Source organism: Hymenobacter sp. H14-R3, from assembly GCF_030063445.1.
Taxonomy (GTDB): domain Bacteria; phylum Bacteroidota; class Bacteroidia; order Cytophagales; family Hymenobacteraceae; genus Hymenobacter.
Genome location: NZ_JASITD010000006.1, coordinates 43494 through 55907, shown reverse-complemented (window position 1 = coordinate 55907; position 12414 = coordinate 43494). Strand labels below are relative to the sequence as shown.

Genomic DNA, 12414 nt, shown 5'->3' with positions numbered 1-12414 from the left:
GAAAACGGGTTAGAGGCGCAAGTTACGGCCTGCTTTACCCCGCGCCCGGCGGTAGTTTTGCAGCGCGGCAGGCTTTAGCTTGCCGTTTGACAGCGCGGCGGCTTGTCCTGTTTTCTACCAACGGCAAGCTGAAGCTTACCGCACATTCCTTTATGCTGCATCTGCTCCGGCAAACCCGCACGTTTTTGCTTCCTTTCACCGTGTTGCTGCTTTTGGTGGGCACCGTGCTACTGGCCACGCCCAAGCACGAGGCCTTCTTCTTCGTGAATGGTCACCACACGCCGTTTTTCGACCAGTTTTTCCGGCCCTTCACCAACGTGGGCGACGGCCTGTTCTACGTGCTCGTTACGCTGGGGCTGCTGTTTGTGCGCTTCCGCTGGGCACTAGTGAGCTTCGCGTGCTTCGCCGCCACCTCGCTGGCCGCCCAAATCGGGAAGCAGCTGATTTTCACGGGCCACCCGCGGCCGTTTCCCTACTTTAAGGAGCATCACGGCTTTCCGCCCCTGCACGTGGTGGAGGGCGTAGTAATGGGCACGCTCAAGAGCTTTCCCTCGGGCCACTCCACGTCGGCGTTTTCGGTGTTCTTACTGCTCACACTGCTGGTGAAAGACAAGCGCTGGGGCTACGCCTTCCTGGCGCTGGCCGTGCTCACTGCCTACTCGCGCGTGTACCTGGCCCAGCACTTCGTGGAAGACGTGTTTGCCGGTTCCGTGCTGGGTACGCTGGTCACGCTGGCTGTGCTCCACTGGCTCCTGCCCTACCTCGACCAGCACCCCCAGCCCTGGCACAGCTGGCGCCTGCGCCGCCCAGGCAAGCGCCACGATAAGTAGGTAGCGCGGGCTCTGTGAGTCCGCGCGTGGGGTCGTTGAACATTACTCTCAGGCACTTCGGCACCAGGTTGGACAGCATGCCAAGTAGCATGGACTCAGCGCGTCCGCACGTAGGGTCGTTGTTCAACGCTCCCACGCGCGGACTCACATAGTCCACGCTACATGCTTTACGCCAGCTGCGGCAGTAGCGCCTCGCGGCTGATGCGCCGGGTGCGACTGCGCAGTAAGTCGGTCACTTCCAGCTCCGTACGCGCCGTGCCGTCGAGTAGCACGAAGTGGCGGGCCAGCAGGTCGTAGCGCTTGGCCATGAGGAAGAAGAAGATGTGCAGGAAGTGAATACCATCAAACACAATTGCCTCATTATCAGCATATTGCGTTAAGTTATTACGGAAGTGTGCCGGGTGGTCGCTCCAGTGCAGGGCAGGCTTGAGGTGGTGGCTGATGTGGTAGCCATCGTTCCAGCACTTGTGGTTGTAGGGGGTGTTGATGCAGGTTACGCTGTTGCGGTAGCAATTTTCGGGGCTATTGGCATCAATAAAAGCGTGCTGCGCCCAGTTGCCCAGCATCATAATAACGCGCGAGAGCACAAACGGCACCACGAACACGGCCAGCGCGGCCGGCAGGTTCACGAAGCACAGGGCCACCGTCACCACGAAGTACACCACCTCACCACGCAGCAAGCGATAGCGCAGGGTGGCTTTATTGCGGCGCGACAAGTAAACCACTAGGCGCGGCACGCCCACCGCCAGAAAATCGCCGAGGTAACGCAAAAACCCGCGCACTGAGTCGCGCTGGTAGAACATGGTCGAGCTTTCATCGTCCGGCAGGTTGTTCTCGGGGTGGTGCATACCCATGTGGTGGGTGAAGTACGACTCGGGCGTTTGCCCAAACAGCGGCCCCAGCACCCACGGAATGTAGTTATTCATCCAGCCGTATTTCTTCTTGAAAAGCACCCGGTGGCTGGTGCAGTGCAGCATCAGCCCAAACGGACCCTTGAAGCGGGCATTGCTGAAGTAAAAAAACAGGCCGAAGATGGCCCACCACCACGCGTCGCCGCGCAGGGCGGGTGCAAACAGCAGCGCCGCCAGCGGCAGCATGGTAGCCGTTATCTTCAGCATGAGGTACACGAAGGGCAGGTCGCGCTCGTCTTGCAGGTAGCGGCTGAACCAAGCATCCAGCTTGGAAGGGGTGGCCGACCGGGTATAAACCGGGTCAGTGGAAACGGCCAATAATTTCATAGAGTGAGCTTCGGCGGGAGAAGCGCTACCCCCGGCGGGCAGCCCGCCCTGGCTCCCAACAACTGGGAGCCCCGGCAAAAGCAGGCGCAGCAGGCAGCAAAAAGGAACTGTACGCAGCCCTGGCGGCGGGCCTATGTGGCCCATTGTGGCAAGGTAACCTCAGGCGTTACTTCACGGTTCGACGGTGGTTGAAAATACCGACCTCACTTTCAGTTAAAAAACTCATTCACCTCAACCAAAACGCACCGCTAACCCCCGCCAGTCGGTAACTTTAGGGTCAGGGAAAAGCGTGAGCTTTCGATGAAAAATACTTACTCCCTGGTATTCAGCACTTGCTCGCGCCTCTAAACTACTTCTGCTATGCCTACGTTCTCGCACCTCCACTCGCACACCCAGTACTCGCTGCTCGACGGCCAGTCCAGCATCTCGGGGCTCATGAAAAAGGCGCAGGCCGACGGTATGCCCGCCGTGGCCCTCACCGACCATGGCAATATGTTTGGGGCGTTCAACTTCGTGGCCGAGGCCAATAAGTACAACGTGAAGCCCATCATCGGCTCCGAGTTTTACATGGTGGCCGACCGCCATAAGAAGACGTTTCTGCGCGAGAAGGGCGAGAAGGACAACCGCTACCACCAGCTGCTGCTGGCCAAGGACCAGGCCGGCTACCACAACCTGAGCAAGCTCAGCTCCATGAGCTTTATCGAGGGCGTGTACTCCAAGTTTCCACGCATCGATAAAGAACTGATTCTCAAGTACCACGAGGGTCTTATTGCTACCAGCTGCTGCATCGGGGCCGAGATTCCGCAGGCCATCCTGTTCGAGAGCGAGCACCGGGCCGAGGAGCTGCTGAAGTGGTGGCTCGACGTGTTTGGCGACGACTACTACATCGAGATTCAGCGCCACGGGCTCATGAACTTCGACGGCACCGGCAAAAGCCAGGAAGACGTGAACCAGGTGCTGCTGGGCCTGGCTAAGAAGCACAACGTCAAGGTTATCTGCACCAACGACTCGCACTACGTAAACCAGGACGACTACGCGCCTCACGACCTGCTACTGTGCGTAAACACGGCCGAGGAGCGCAGCATCCCGGTCGGCGATTTCGAGACGAACTACTACACTATTCTCACCGCCGACCAGCGCGTGCACTACAACACGCTCGACAAGCTGCGCGCCGACCACGGCAACGACGAGCACGCCCGCCGCATGCTCTCGCGCATTGATGAGGAGCTGCAAAAGCCGCCCAAGCAGCGCAAGCGCCGCTTCGGCTTCGCCAACGACCAGTTCTTTTTCAAGACCCAGGAGCAGATGAACGCCTTGTTCATCGACGTGCCCGAAAGTGTGGATAACACCAACGAAATTGTGGATAAGGTGACGCCGCCCAAGCTGGCGCGCGACATTCTGCTCCCCAACTTTCCGCTGCCGCCCCAGTTTGCCACCGCCGACGCGTTTTTGCGCGAACTGACCTACGTGGGGGCCTTCGGCGCCGGGGCCGGCAACGGCACCGTGACGATGACCAAGCCGCCCCGCTACTCCGAGCGCACGCCCGAGATTGAGGAGCGTCTGGATTATGAGCTGCGCATTATTGAGACGATGGGCTTTGCGGGCTATTTCCTTATTACCCAGGATTTTATCAACCACGGGCGCTCGGTGGGCGTGGCTGTGGGGCCGGGCCGGGGCTCGGCGGCGGGCTCAGCGGTGGCCTACTGCGTGGGCATCACCAACATCGACCCCATCAAGTACTCGCTGCTGTTTGAGCGCTTTTTGAACCCCGAGCGCGTGTCGATGCCCGATATCGACATTGACTTTGACGACGTGAACCGCCAGAAAGTCATTGACTACGTGGTGGGTAAGTACGGCAAAACCCAGGTGGCCCAGATTATCACCTTCGGCACCATGGCCGCCAAGTCAAGTATTAAGGACGTGGCGCGGGCGATGGAGCTGCCGCTGCCCGCCGCCAACGAGATGGCCAAGCTCGTGCCCGAGAAGCCCGGCACCACCCTGGCCGGCGCCTTCCGCGACGTGCCCGAGCTGCAAGCCCTGCGCGCCGACAAAACCGACCTCAAGGGCCAGATTCTGGCGCTGGCCGAGCTGCTCGAAGGCTCGGTACGCAACACCGGCATTCACGCGGCGGGCGTAATTATCGCGCCCGACGACATCACGAAGTACATCCCCGTTTCGACCTCCAAAGACTCGGACCTGCTCGTGACGCAGTTCGACGGCAAGGTGATTGAGAGCGCCGGCATGCTCAAAATGGACTTTCTGGGCCTCAAAACCCTGACCATCATCGTGGATGCCATGAACTTGATTGAGCGCAACCACGGCGTTAAAATCGACATCGACAACATTCCGCTCGACGATGAAAAGACCTACGCGCTCTACCAGCGCGGCGACACCATCGGCACGTTCCAGTTCGAGTCGGAGGGTATGCGCATGTACCTCAAGGACTTGAAGCCCACCAACATCGAGGACCTGATTGCCATGAACGCCCTGTACCGGCCCGGCCCGATGCAGTTCATCCCCGACTTCATCAACCGCAAGCACGGCCGCGAGCCCGTGGAGTACCCGCACGAGCTATTGAAACCCATTCTGGAATACAGCCAGGGCATCATGGTGTATCAGGAGCAGATTATGCAAACGGCCCAGATTCTGGCCGGCTACTCGCTCGGCGGGGCCGACTTGCTGCGCCGCGCCATGGGTAAGAAGGACATGAAAAAGATGGCCCTGGAGCGCGAGAAGTTTATCAAGGGCGCGGCCGAGCTGCATAAAATTCCGACGAAGAAGGCCAATGAAGTCTTCGACGTAATGGAGAAGTTTGCCGAGTATGGATTTAACCGCTCGCACTCGGCCGCCTACTCGGTAGTGGCGTATCAGACTGGCTATCTGAAGGCTAACTACCCGGCCGAGTACATGGCCGCCGTGCTCACCAACAACATGGGTGACATCAAGAAGGTGACCTTCTTTATTGAGGAAGCCCGCAAGCAGGGTGTGGCCGTGCTGGGCCCCGACGTGAACGAATCGGAGCAGAAATTCAACGTGCCTCGCGAAAACCAGATTCGCTTTGGCCTGGCCGCCGTGAAGGGCGCGGGTGAAGCCGCTGTACTAGAGCTAGTGGAAGAGCGCCAGAAAGGCGGCCACTTCTCCGACGTGTTCGACTTTGCCAAGCGCGTGAACCTGCGCTCGGTGAACAAGAAAACCTGGGAAAGCCTGGCGCAGGCCGGGGCGTTCGATGGCTTCGAGAAATACAACCGCCGCCAGTTTATGGACGCCCCGGCCGGCGACCAGAACCTCATCGAAAAGGCCATGAAGCTGGGCCAGCAGCACCAGGCCGCTAAAGAGTCGGCGCAGCACAGCCTCTTCGGGGCCGGCGCGTTTGGCGCGGTGGCCGCCCCGCTGCCCAAGGTGCAGGACCTCGACGATTGGAGCCCCAGCGAGAAGCTGCGCCGCGAAAAGGAAGTGGTGGGCTTTTACCTCTCGGGCCACCCGCTCGACGCCTACCGCATGGAAATCGACGCCTACTGCACCTGCCCGCTCGACAAGCTGGAGCTGCAAAAAGGCAAGGATGTGAACGTGGCCGGTCTGCTCACGGGCGTGGTGTTCCGCACCACCAAAAGCGGCCAGCCCATGGCCTCATTCAACATCGAGGACTACGACTCCAGCATTAACCTGGCGCTGTTTCGCGACGACTACACGCGCTTCAGTGCGCTCATCAACCCCAAAAATTACCCCCAGGAGCAGGTGCCACCCATGTACATCCGCGGCAAAATGGAGCTGCGCTACGGCACCCAGGACCAGTGGGAAATGAAGATAAAAACCATGGAGCCCCTGGCCCAGGTGGCTGACAAGCTCAGCAAAGGAGTGCGCGTGAAGCTGGATTTACGCACCGTAACCGGCCCCATGATTGACCGCTTGCAGGAAGCCATCGAACATTCGAAAGGTTCGAAGCGGCTCGAAATTCAGTTTGTAGAGCCCCACGAGCGGCTGGCAGTTGACATGTTTTCGCGCCGCTTTCAAATTGAGCCTAAGACCTTTATCGACAAGATGCACGAATTTGAACTCGACGTGTGCTCGCTGATTTAGGCGGGCAGCAAGCACTTTGTAAGGGTTATGCAACAGTCACGTCTAGCAAGTGGTCTTCATCAGTGTTTCATCTCCCTTTCAAAAATAACTGACCATGTGCCGCTATTTCCTACCGCTGCTGCTCGGCTTGCCGCTGCTGGCCCCGGCCCAAACCGCGCCCGGCCGCCACGCCACCATGCTGGACTTAACCGGGGCCGCAGGGCCAACCCTCAATTACACCTCAATAGCGGGCTGGCGGCTATGGGGGCTGGATGCGGCCGGACGGTTTCAGGCGGGCGTGGGCGTGCGCGGCAGCTACTACTTTGCCGATGCCCTGGCCCTGGACCCGCAAGGCGGGGCCACGCAGCAGCTATTTGTGCCCTCCCCGCGCACGGGGGCCGTAAACGTGGCGTTTCACGTGCGGGCCCGGGTGGCCGGCCCGTTGCGGCTGGGCTTCAACCTCGATGTGGGCGGCGTTAGCTTCGGGCCGACCCGCGCTGTCACCTTCGAGCGCACCAACAACATAGGGGCAGCCCAACCCACCAGCGGAAACCTGCTGCTGGGCGGCTCCAAAGACCGGGGCTCGCTCAACTCGGAGCTGTACGCCAGCCTGGCCCTGCCGGCGGACCTGAGTGTGCGCGTGGGCTACAGCCATATCGTGACAGGCTATGAGGAAGTAGGCCCCGATGCGCGCTACCGGCGCTTTCGCAACCTGGCCGCGCTGGGCCTGAGCTACCAGCTACCCTAAAAGTGGCTGCTGAACTTTCTCCACTCCGTGTTGTTTTACTCCCATTCCGCTACCTTGCAGCCGCGTTGGCCGTACACGCCGGACGTTTTTTCACTTAACTAAACCTTAGCGTCATGGCGCATAAAGCAATTGAAATAACCGATGCCAACTTCGAGGAGATTATCAACTCGGACAAGCCGGTACTCGTGGACTTCTGGGCCGAGTGGTGCGGCCCCTGCCGCATGGTAGGCCCTGTAGTAGAAGAGTTGGCTGGCGAATACGAAGGCAAAGTCATCGTAGGCAAGGTTGACGTTGATGCTAACCCCCAGACTTCCATGAAGTTCGGTATCCGCAGCATTCCGACGCTGCTGGTATTCAAGAACGGTCAGATTGTAGACAAGCAAGTAGGTGCTGTGCCCAAGCACGTGCTGGCTCAGAAGCTAGAAGCTCAGGTTTCGGCCTAGCTCTTGCCTAAACCACTGGTAATATAGTTATTAATATTACTCTTACTAAAAAGCCCCTCGCTAGCAATAGCGAGGGGCTTTTGTTGGCTTAAATGGGCTTGGTATTTAGCGCGCCCGCTTGTTTTGGCGCACGCGAACCTGTGATTGGCGGTGCAGGCGCTGCATGTTGCGGCGGTGCCGGTCGGGCGATGCTTTTTGGTTGGTGGCGGTGGTAGTGAGGGTGGTGGTCATGGTGGGGGCAGCCATTGCGGCTCCGGCAAAGCGCAAGCCGGTGAGCACAAGGCCCAGGAGTAACAGATTTTTCATGGGTGTGAATAGTTGGGTGCGCAAATGAAGCTGTACCTACTCAAATATCCTAGCAAAGTTTCATGCTTAGCACACCTATCTGAGGCGACATTGCAAGCAATGTGTAAACTTATTTTATAAAATACTGAATTTCAGTATTTTATGCAAAAATGACACTACTGTTACTAAGCAATTAATCTAAGTTAAATTAACATTAGCTTACCTGCAATATTCTACTAATCAGCGTAAAAACTGTTCGCTATCACCCCATTGCCTGGCAGAAGATGCTAACTAAGAGTAGCAATTCTTTCAGCGCGCTTGCCAGCGTATTTTTGGCACCGCTGAGCGGGCTACCGCCTCAACCCTGGCAGCCCACCCAGCGCCTGTTCGGATAGACAATGGGTAGCTGGGCAAACGCAGATTAACATTGCTTCCACAACTAATTTCTAGTCAACATAAAGGCTAACGGCTAGTAAATCAGCGCCAACGGCTCGCCAGTTATAACAGGAAATGGCCTATATTTCGGCCCAATTGCTGCCGGGCAAGGCAGTGCGTTCTCTTCCCCCTTTTTTTTCTGTTTTATGAAACGCCTTCTCGGTTTCTTCACCGCCTTGCTGGTAGCTGGCAGCCTCTCGGCTTCAGCCCAAACTGCCCCGGCCGCCAGCACTATGAGCAGTTCGGCCAAAACAACGACGACCAAAATGGCCCCGGCCACTACGTTGCACACCACTACCATGACCGCCAAAACCGGCATGATGGCACCAGCCGCCACCAGGCCGACGGCCAAGGTGAAAGCCGACGGCACGCCCGATATGCGCTACAAGTCCAACAAGACAACAAAATCCACGGCCACCCAAACCGGCCCCGTAAAGGCCGACGGCACCGCCGACATGCGCTACAAAACCAACAAAACCACCACTAAGGTCAAAATGTAGGTGTAGCTCGCTACACAGAAAAGGCCTTCCCGAGTTGCTCGGGAAGGCCTTTTCTGTGGGCTTGCTGGCGCTGTCGCCAAGAGCTTAGGCGGCTCCGGCCACGAGCGGGGCGGCGGCCTCTAACTGCACAACGCGGCTGAACACTTCTTCGAGCGAAATGAGGGTTTCGGTACGCTCCACACCTTCTATCTGCTGCACCATGTCGTGCAGCACATTGCGCAGGTGCTGGGTATCGCGGCAAGCCAGCCGGGCAAATAAGTTGTAGCTACCCGTGGTGAAGTGCAGGCTGATAACCTCCGGCACTTCACGCAGCTGCGCAATTACGCTGTCGCAATAAGAGCTTTTTAGCAGAAATATTCCTAGGAAGGCCTGAATCCCGAAGCCCACTTTCGTCATATCCAGGTCGAGGGTAGCCCCGCGCACAATGCCCAGCTCCTCCAGCCGCGTCATGCGGCTGTGGATGGTGCCGCCCGACACGTGCAGCTGCCGAGCTATTTCGGAGTAGGGCAGCTTGGCATCTTGCACCAGTAAGTTTAAGATACGTCGGTCGGTATCATCTAATTCGTAAGGGCGGGACATTCGGGGTGGAATTTAGAATAAAAAGCGAAGTTAGGCACAATACTGAAGATTATGCATCCAAGCAGCCTTTAAATTGAAAATTAATTAATTTTTTAACCTTTTTTAAATAAAATTTGCATAAAAAGAAATTATTGCCTTACCTTTGACCTATCAAAACGCAAACGGCGCGGCGATACCAACCCTTGTAGTGTGGTGAAACTGGCAGACACACCCTCCTATCTCGGGGGTGAAGGCAACTGGACAAAGCGGCCGCTTTTCGGAGCAACTGCCTAACTACTTCATGGAGGTTCAAGTCCTTCCGCTACAGCACTTAAAAAGGTGCGCTCCCGAAGGGAAGCGCGCCTTTTTTGCGTAGCAATTTCCTCAATTAGCTGGTAATCAGACTTTGCTGCAAAGCCACTGGGGCAGCTTACGCAGGCCCGCAACAAACCGCAAGTATCTTTTTATCAATACTATATACATTGGTATGCGCCAGCAAAACCACCTACCCGCCCATTGCCGTAGCCGCGCCCAATAAGGCAGCTTGCCGGGGCTTTCTAAGCCGGGTTATTTAGCTGAACATGAACTTGCCCCGTCAAAGTCCGTACTTTTGTTATTATAAAGGTTGCCCGACCGTCAGCGTCTGAGGGGAACCGACTACATGGGCTTAAAAATACTGCTTACCCTGTTACTGGTCTTGGTCAACGGGTTTTTCGTCGCCGCCGAGTTTGCGCTCGTCAAAGTGCGTGCTTCACAGATTGATTTGCGGGCTCAAGAGGGCAACCGGCTGGCCAAGCTCACGCAGACGATGCTACACAACCTGGATGCCTACCTCTCGGCTACCCAGTTGGGCATTACGCTGGCCTCGCTGGCCTTGGGTTGGATTGGGGAGAGCGTGGTGGCCGAGGTGCTACTGGCCATTATTCACAGCCTGGGCCTCACGCTATCACCCGAAACGGTGCACAGTGTAGCGCTGGTGTTCTCGTTTGCCACCATCACCATCCTGCACATCGTTATTGGTGAGCAGGCTCCCAAGGTGCTGGCCATTCAGAAGCCGGAGGCTACCACGCTGTTTATCACGGCTCCACTGCGGTTTTTCTACATAGTTACGTTCCCGGCTATCTGGCTGCTCAACAAGCTTTCCAACCTGTTACTGGGGCTATTTGGGGTAAAATCGACCCACGGCACCGAGGTACACACGGCCGAAGAGCTGCGCCTGCTCATTGACCAGGGCAAGGAAACCGGCGAGATACAAGACTCTGAGCACGAGCTGATTGAGAACGTATTTCAGTTCAACGACCGCATGGTGAAGCAGATAATGGTGCCCCGCACCAAGCTGGCCGCCCTCGACGTGAATGCCTCAGAGGAAAAGCTGCTCGAAACCATCTTCAGCGAGGGCTACTCGCGCATGCCGGTTTTTGAGGGCAACATCGACAATATTGTGGGCGTGCTCAACGTCAAGGACTTGCTGCCCATTATTCGGCGCGGCGAGCCGCTGGAGCTGGCGCGCATTATGCGCCCAGCCTACTTTGTGCCCGAAACTAAGAAAATAAACCGGCTGCTGCGCCAGTTTCAGCGCAAGCACATTGTGATGGCCGTGGTGAGCGATGAGTTTGGCGGCGTGTCGGGCATCGTTACCATCGAAGATATTATGGAGGAGCTGGTGGGCGAAATCCAGGACGAGTACGACAACGAGGTACCGGTGGTGGAGAAGATTTCGGAAAACGAATACCGCGTGAATACCTCCACGGCCATTCCCGACGCTAACGAGTACCTGCCCTTTGCCCTGCCCGAGGGCGATGATTACGAGAGCGTGGGCGGCCTGCTCAACGTGCTCTATGGCAACATTCCCGAAATTGGCGATGTGGCCGTGCTGGAGCCCTACGAGTTTCGGGTGCTCAGCCGCACCGGCCGCGTGGTAGAAATGGTGCAGCTGCGCGTTATCAGCCCGGCAACAGTGGATGAAACCGACCCGCTACCTGCATAGTAAGCTGCGATAGAATATTTATTTCCGTACTGAACCAAGTAGGCGCCAGCAAACACGTAGCTTTGCTTGCCGCTTACCTAGCTCAGTACGGTTTATTTTTTTTATGGAAGCTTCTAAAGTGCGCCGTTTTGTCAACTGGGCAGTTGACATTGGCTGTGTCTTATTCTTGTTCTTGGCGCTGTTGCGTATTCTGCCCGTTGGCTTGATAAAGACTGAATATTACCGTTTTGCCGTATTTGGAGTAATGTTTATGTACTACGCAATTGCAGAAATTGCTTTTAAGCGCACGATAGGCAAATTATTGACCGGCACTCATTTAGTAACGCAAGACGATACCGACCCTACCAGCGGGCAGTTGTTTATCCGCACCATCTGTCGTTTCCTGCCATTGGAGCCCATAAGCCTATTATTCAGCCGCCGCAAGATGGCTTGGCACGACAAGTTTTCGTCAACAAAGGTTATTTATTTGGATTAGCAAAGTTATAGCTATAGCTTGCGCATGATTTGTATAAATCATTATACAATCACCTTACCCAAATACTATGACTCGATTTAGACAAGCAGTAACTTTTGGCTTGCTGGCTGCCAGCCTTTCTTCGCTAAGCAGTTGCGCTACCGTTTTCGGTGGTTCTGTATCCAGCTACCAAAAAACCAAGCCTGTTGCTGGCCAGCCCCAGCGAGACGTACGGGTTGGCGCGCTCATTGCCGACATCATCTTATTCTGGCCTGGCACCATCGTAGATTTCGCAACGGGCGCAATCTACAAACCGCAGCCTGCGGGCAAATAAGTAGCGCGACGCTACCTGACTAAGAAGCCGTGACTTTCCACTACTGATGGTAAAGTCACGGCTTCTTAGTCAGGTAGCGTCGCTGCCCTACGCTCCCCACCTTTTCTACTTTCTGCATGTTTAAACTTCGACAGTTACTAGCCTTTGGGCTTATCGCTACTACGCTCTCCAGTTGTGCCACGGTATTTGGAGGGCATATTACTGAGTACCAGCGCACAAGGCCCCTGCCTGGACAGCCGCAACGGGAAGTTCGGGTAGCTGCCCTGATAATTGATGTGTTTTTGGTTGGCTTGCTAGGGGTAGGTGTTGACTTTGCTACGGGGGCTATCTATAAGCCTCACCCGCGCATACCGTCTGGCACGGCGGTAATACCAACCACGCCGGCAATTGAGCCCACGGTGAAATAAAGACCGGCCTTACGCAAAACGGTTGCTACGCTTCGCTTCGTTGCGTTTACAATGACAACCATTTTTGCGTAAGCCTTTGAAGACATAAAAAGCCTGCTTAGCGCCTAAGCTACCCATTCTTTTTATGTGAGTTTCGCGT

Annotated in this window: 10 protein-coding genes; 7 read left to right on the top strand and 3 right to left on the bottom strand. The window is 56.5% G+C overall.

The window, feature by feature from the left end; all coding sequences use genetic code 11:
• Positions 1–152: 152 nt before the first annotated feature.
• Positions 153–830, top strand: coding sequence for a phosphatase PAP2 family protein (locus QMK33_RS07700; RefSeq protein ID WP_283563992.1), 678 nt, complete (start codon positions 153–155; stop codon positions 828–830).
• A 167-nt stretch (positions 831–997) separates the two neighbouring features.
• Here QMK33_RS07700 and QMK33_RS07695 read toward each other — a convergent pair whose 3' ends face one another.
• Positions 998–2068: a fatty acid desaturase family protein gene (locus tag QMK33_RS07695; RefSeq protein WP_283563991.1), complete on the bottom strand. Its 1071-nt coding sequence runs from the start codon at positions 2066–2068 to the stop codon at positions 998–1000.
• A 360-nt stretch (positions 2069–2428) separates the two neighbouring features.
• On the opposite strand from QMK33_RS07695, the gene dnaE reads away from it, so the two are divergent.
• The 3 genes from dnaE to trxA all read left to right on the top strand — a co-directional run bounded on the left by dnaE (position 2429) and on the right by trxA (position 7315).
• On the top strand, positions 2429–6145 hold the full coding sequence (gene dnaE / locus QMK33_RS07690; protein ID WP_283563990.1) for a DNA polymerase III subunit alpha: 3717 nt from the start codon (positions 2429–2431) through the stop codon (positions 6143–6145).
• A 94-nt stretch (positions 6146–6239) separates the two neighbouring features.
• Positions 6240–6872: a hypothetical protein gene (locus QMK33_RS07685; RefSeq protein ID WP_283563989.1), complete on the top strand. Its 633-nt coding sequence runs from the start codon at positions 6240–6242 to the stop codon at positions 6870–6872.
• Between the two features lie 113 nt (positions 6873–6985).
• Positions 6986–7315, top strand: coding sequence for a thioredoxin (trxA, locus tag QMK33_RS07680; protein WP_283563988.1), 330 nt, complete (start codon positions 6986–6988; stop codon positions 7313–7315).
• A 105-nt stretch (positions 7316–7420) separates the two neighbouring features.
• On the opposite strand, the gene QMK33_RS07675 is transcribed toward trxA, so the two are convergent.
• Entirely contained in the window at positions 7421–7621 is a 201-nt protein-coding gene (locus QMK33_RS07675; protein WP_283563987.1) for a hypothetical protein, read from the bottom strand.
• Between the two features lie 560 nt (positions 7622–8181).
• On the opposite strand from QMK33_RS07675, the gene QMK33_RS07670 reads away from it, so the two are divergent.
• Complete coding sequence (locus tag QMK33_RS07670; protein WP_283563986.1) at positions 8182–8535, top strand: hypothetical protein; 354 nt, start codon at positions 8182–8184, stop codon at positions 8533–8535.
• 84 nt (positions 8536–8619) lie between these two features.
• Here the strand turns inward: QMK33_RS07670 and QMK33_RS07665 are convergent, their stop codons facing one another.
• On the bottom strand, positions 8620–9114 hold the full coding sequence (locus QMK33_RS07665) for an Lrp/AsnC family transcriptional regulator (protein ID WP_283563985.1): 495 nt from the start codon (positions 9112–9114) through the stop codon (positions 8620–8622).
• Between the two features lie 640 nt (positions 9115–9754).
• Here QMK33_RS07665 and QMK33_RS07660 point away from each other — a divergent pair.
• Positions 9755–11080, top strand: a complete 1326-nt coding sequence (locus QMK33_RS07660) for a hemolysin family protein (RefSeq protein ID WP_283564110.1) — start codon at positions 9755–9757, stop codon at positions 11078–11080.
• Between the two features lie 103 nt (positions 11081–11183).
• The gene (locus QMK33_RS07655; RefSeq protein WP_283563984.1) at positions 11184–11555 is read left to right on the top strand and encodes an RDD family protein; all 372 of its coding nucleotides are present in this window, start codon (positions 11184–11186) and stop codon (positions 11553–11555) included.
• The last annotated feature ends 859 nt before the right edge of the window (positions 11556–12414 follow it).

Excerpts from the sequence above, each read along its gene's own strand:
- QMK33_RS07670 (WP_283563986.1), top strand. The coding sequence starts at position 8,182 with ATGAAACGCCTTCTCGGTTTCTTCACCGCCTTGCTGGTAGCTGGCAGC.
- QMK33_RS07655 (WP_283563984.1), top strand. The coding sequence starts at position 11,184 with ATGGAAGCTTCTAAAGTGCGCCGTTTTGTCAACTGGGCAGTTGACATT.
- trxA (WP_283563988.1), top strand. The coding sequence starts at position 6,986 with ATGGCGCATAAAGCAATTGAAATAACCGATGCCAACTTCGAGGAGATT.
- QMK33_RS07660 (WP_283564110.1), top strand. The coding sequence starts at position 9,755 with ATGGGCTTAAAAATACTGCTTACCCTGTTACTGGTCTTGGTCAACGGG.
- QMK33_RS07695 (WP_283563991.1), bottom strand. The coding sequence starts at position 2,068 with ATGAAATTATTGGCCGTTTCCACTGACCCGGTTTATACCCGGTCGGCC.
- dnaE (WP_283563990.1), top strand. The coding sequence starts at position 2,429 with ATGCCTACGTTCTCGCACCTCCACTCGCACACCCAGTACTCGCTGCTC.
- QMK33_RS07665 (WP_283563985.1), bottom strand. The coding sequence starts at position 9,114 with ATGTCCCGCCCTTACGAATTAGATGATACCGACCGACGTATCTTAAAC.
- QMK33_RS07685 (WP_283563989.1), top strand. The coding sequence starts at position 6,240 with ATGTGCCGCTATTTCCTACCGCTGCTGCTCGGCTTGCCGCTGCTGGCC.
- QMK33_RS07700 (WP_283563992.1), top strand. The coding sequence starts at position 153 with ATGCTGCATCTGCTCCGGCAAACCCGCACGTTTTTGCTTCCTTTCACC.
- QMK33_RS07675 (WP_283563987.1), bottom strand. The coding sequence starts at position 7,621 with ATGAAAAATCTGTTACTCCTGGGCCTTGTGCTCACCGGCTTGCGCTTT.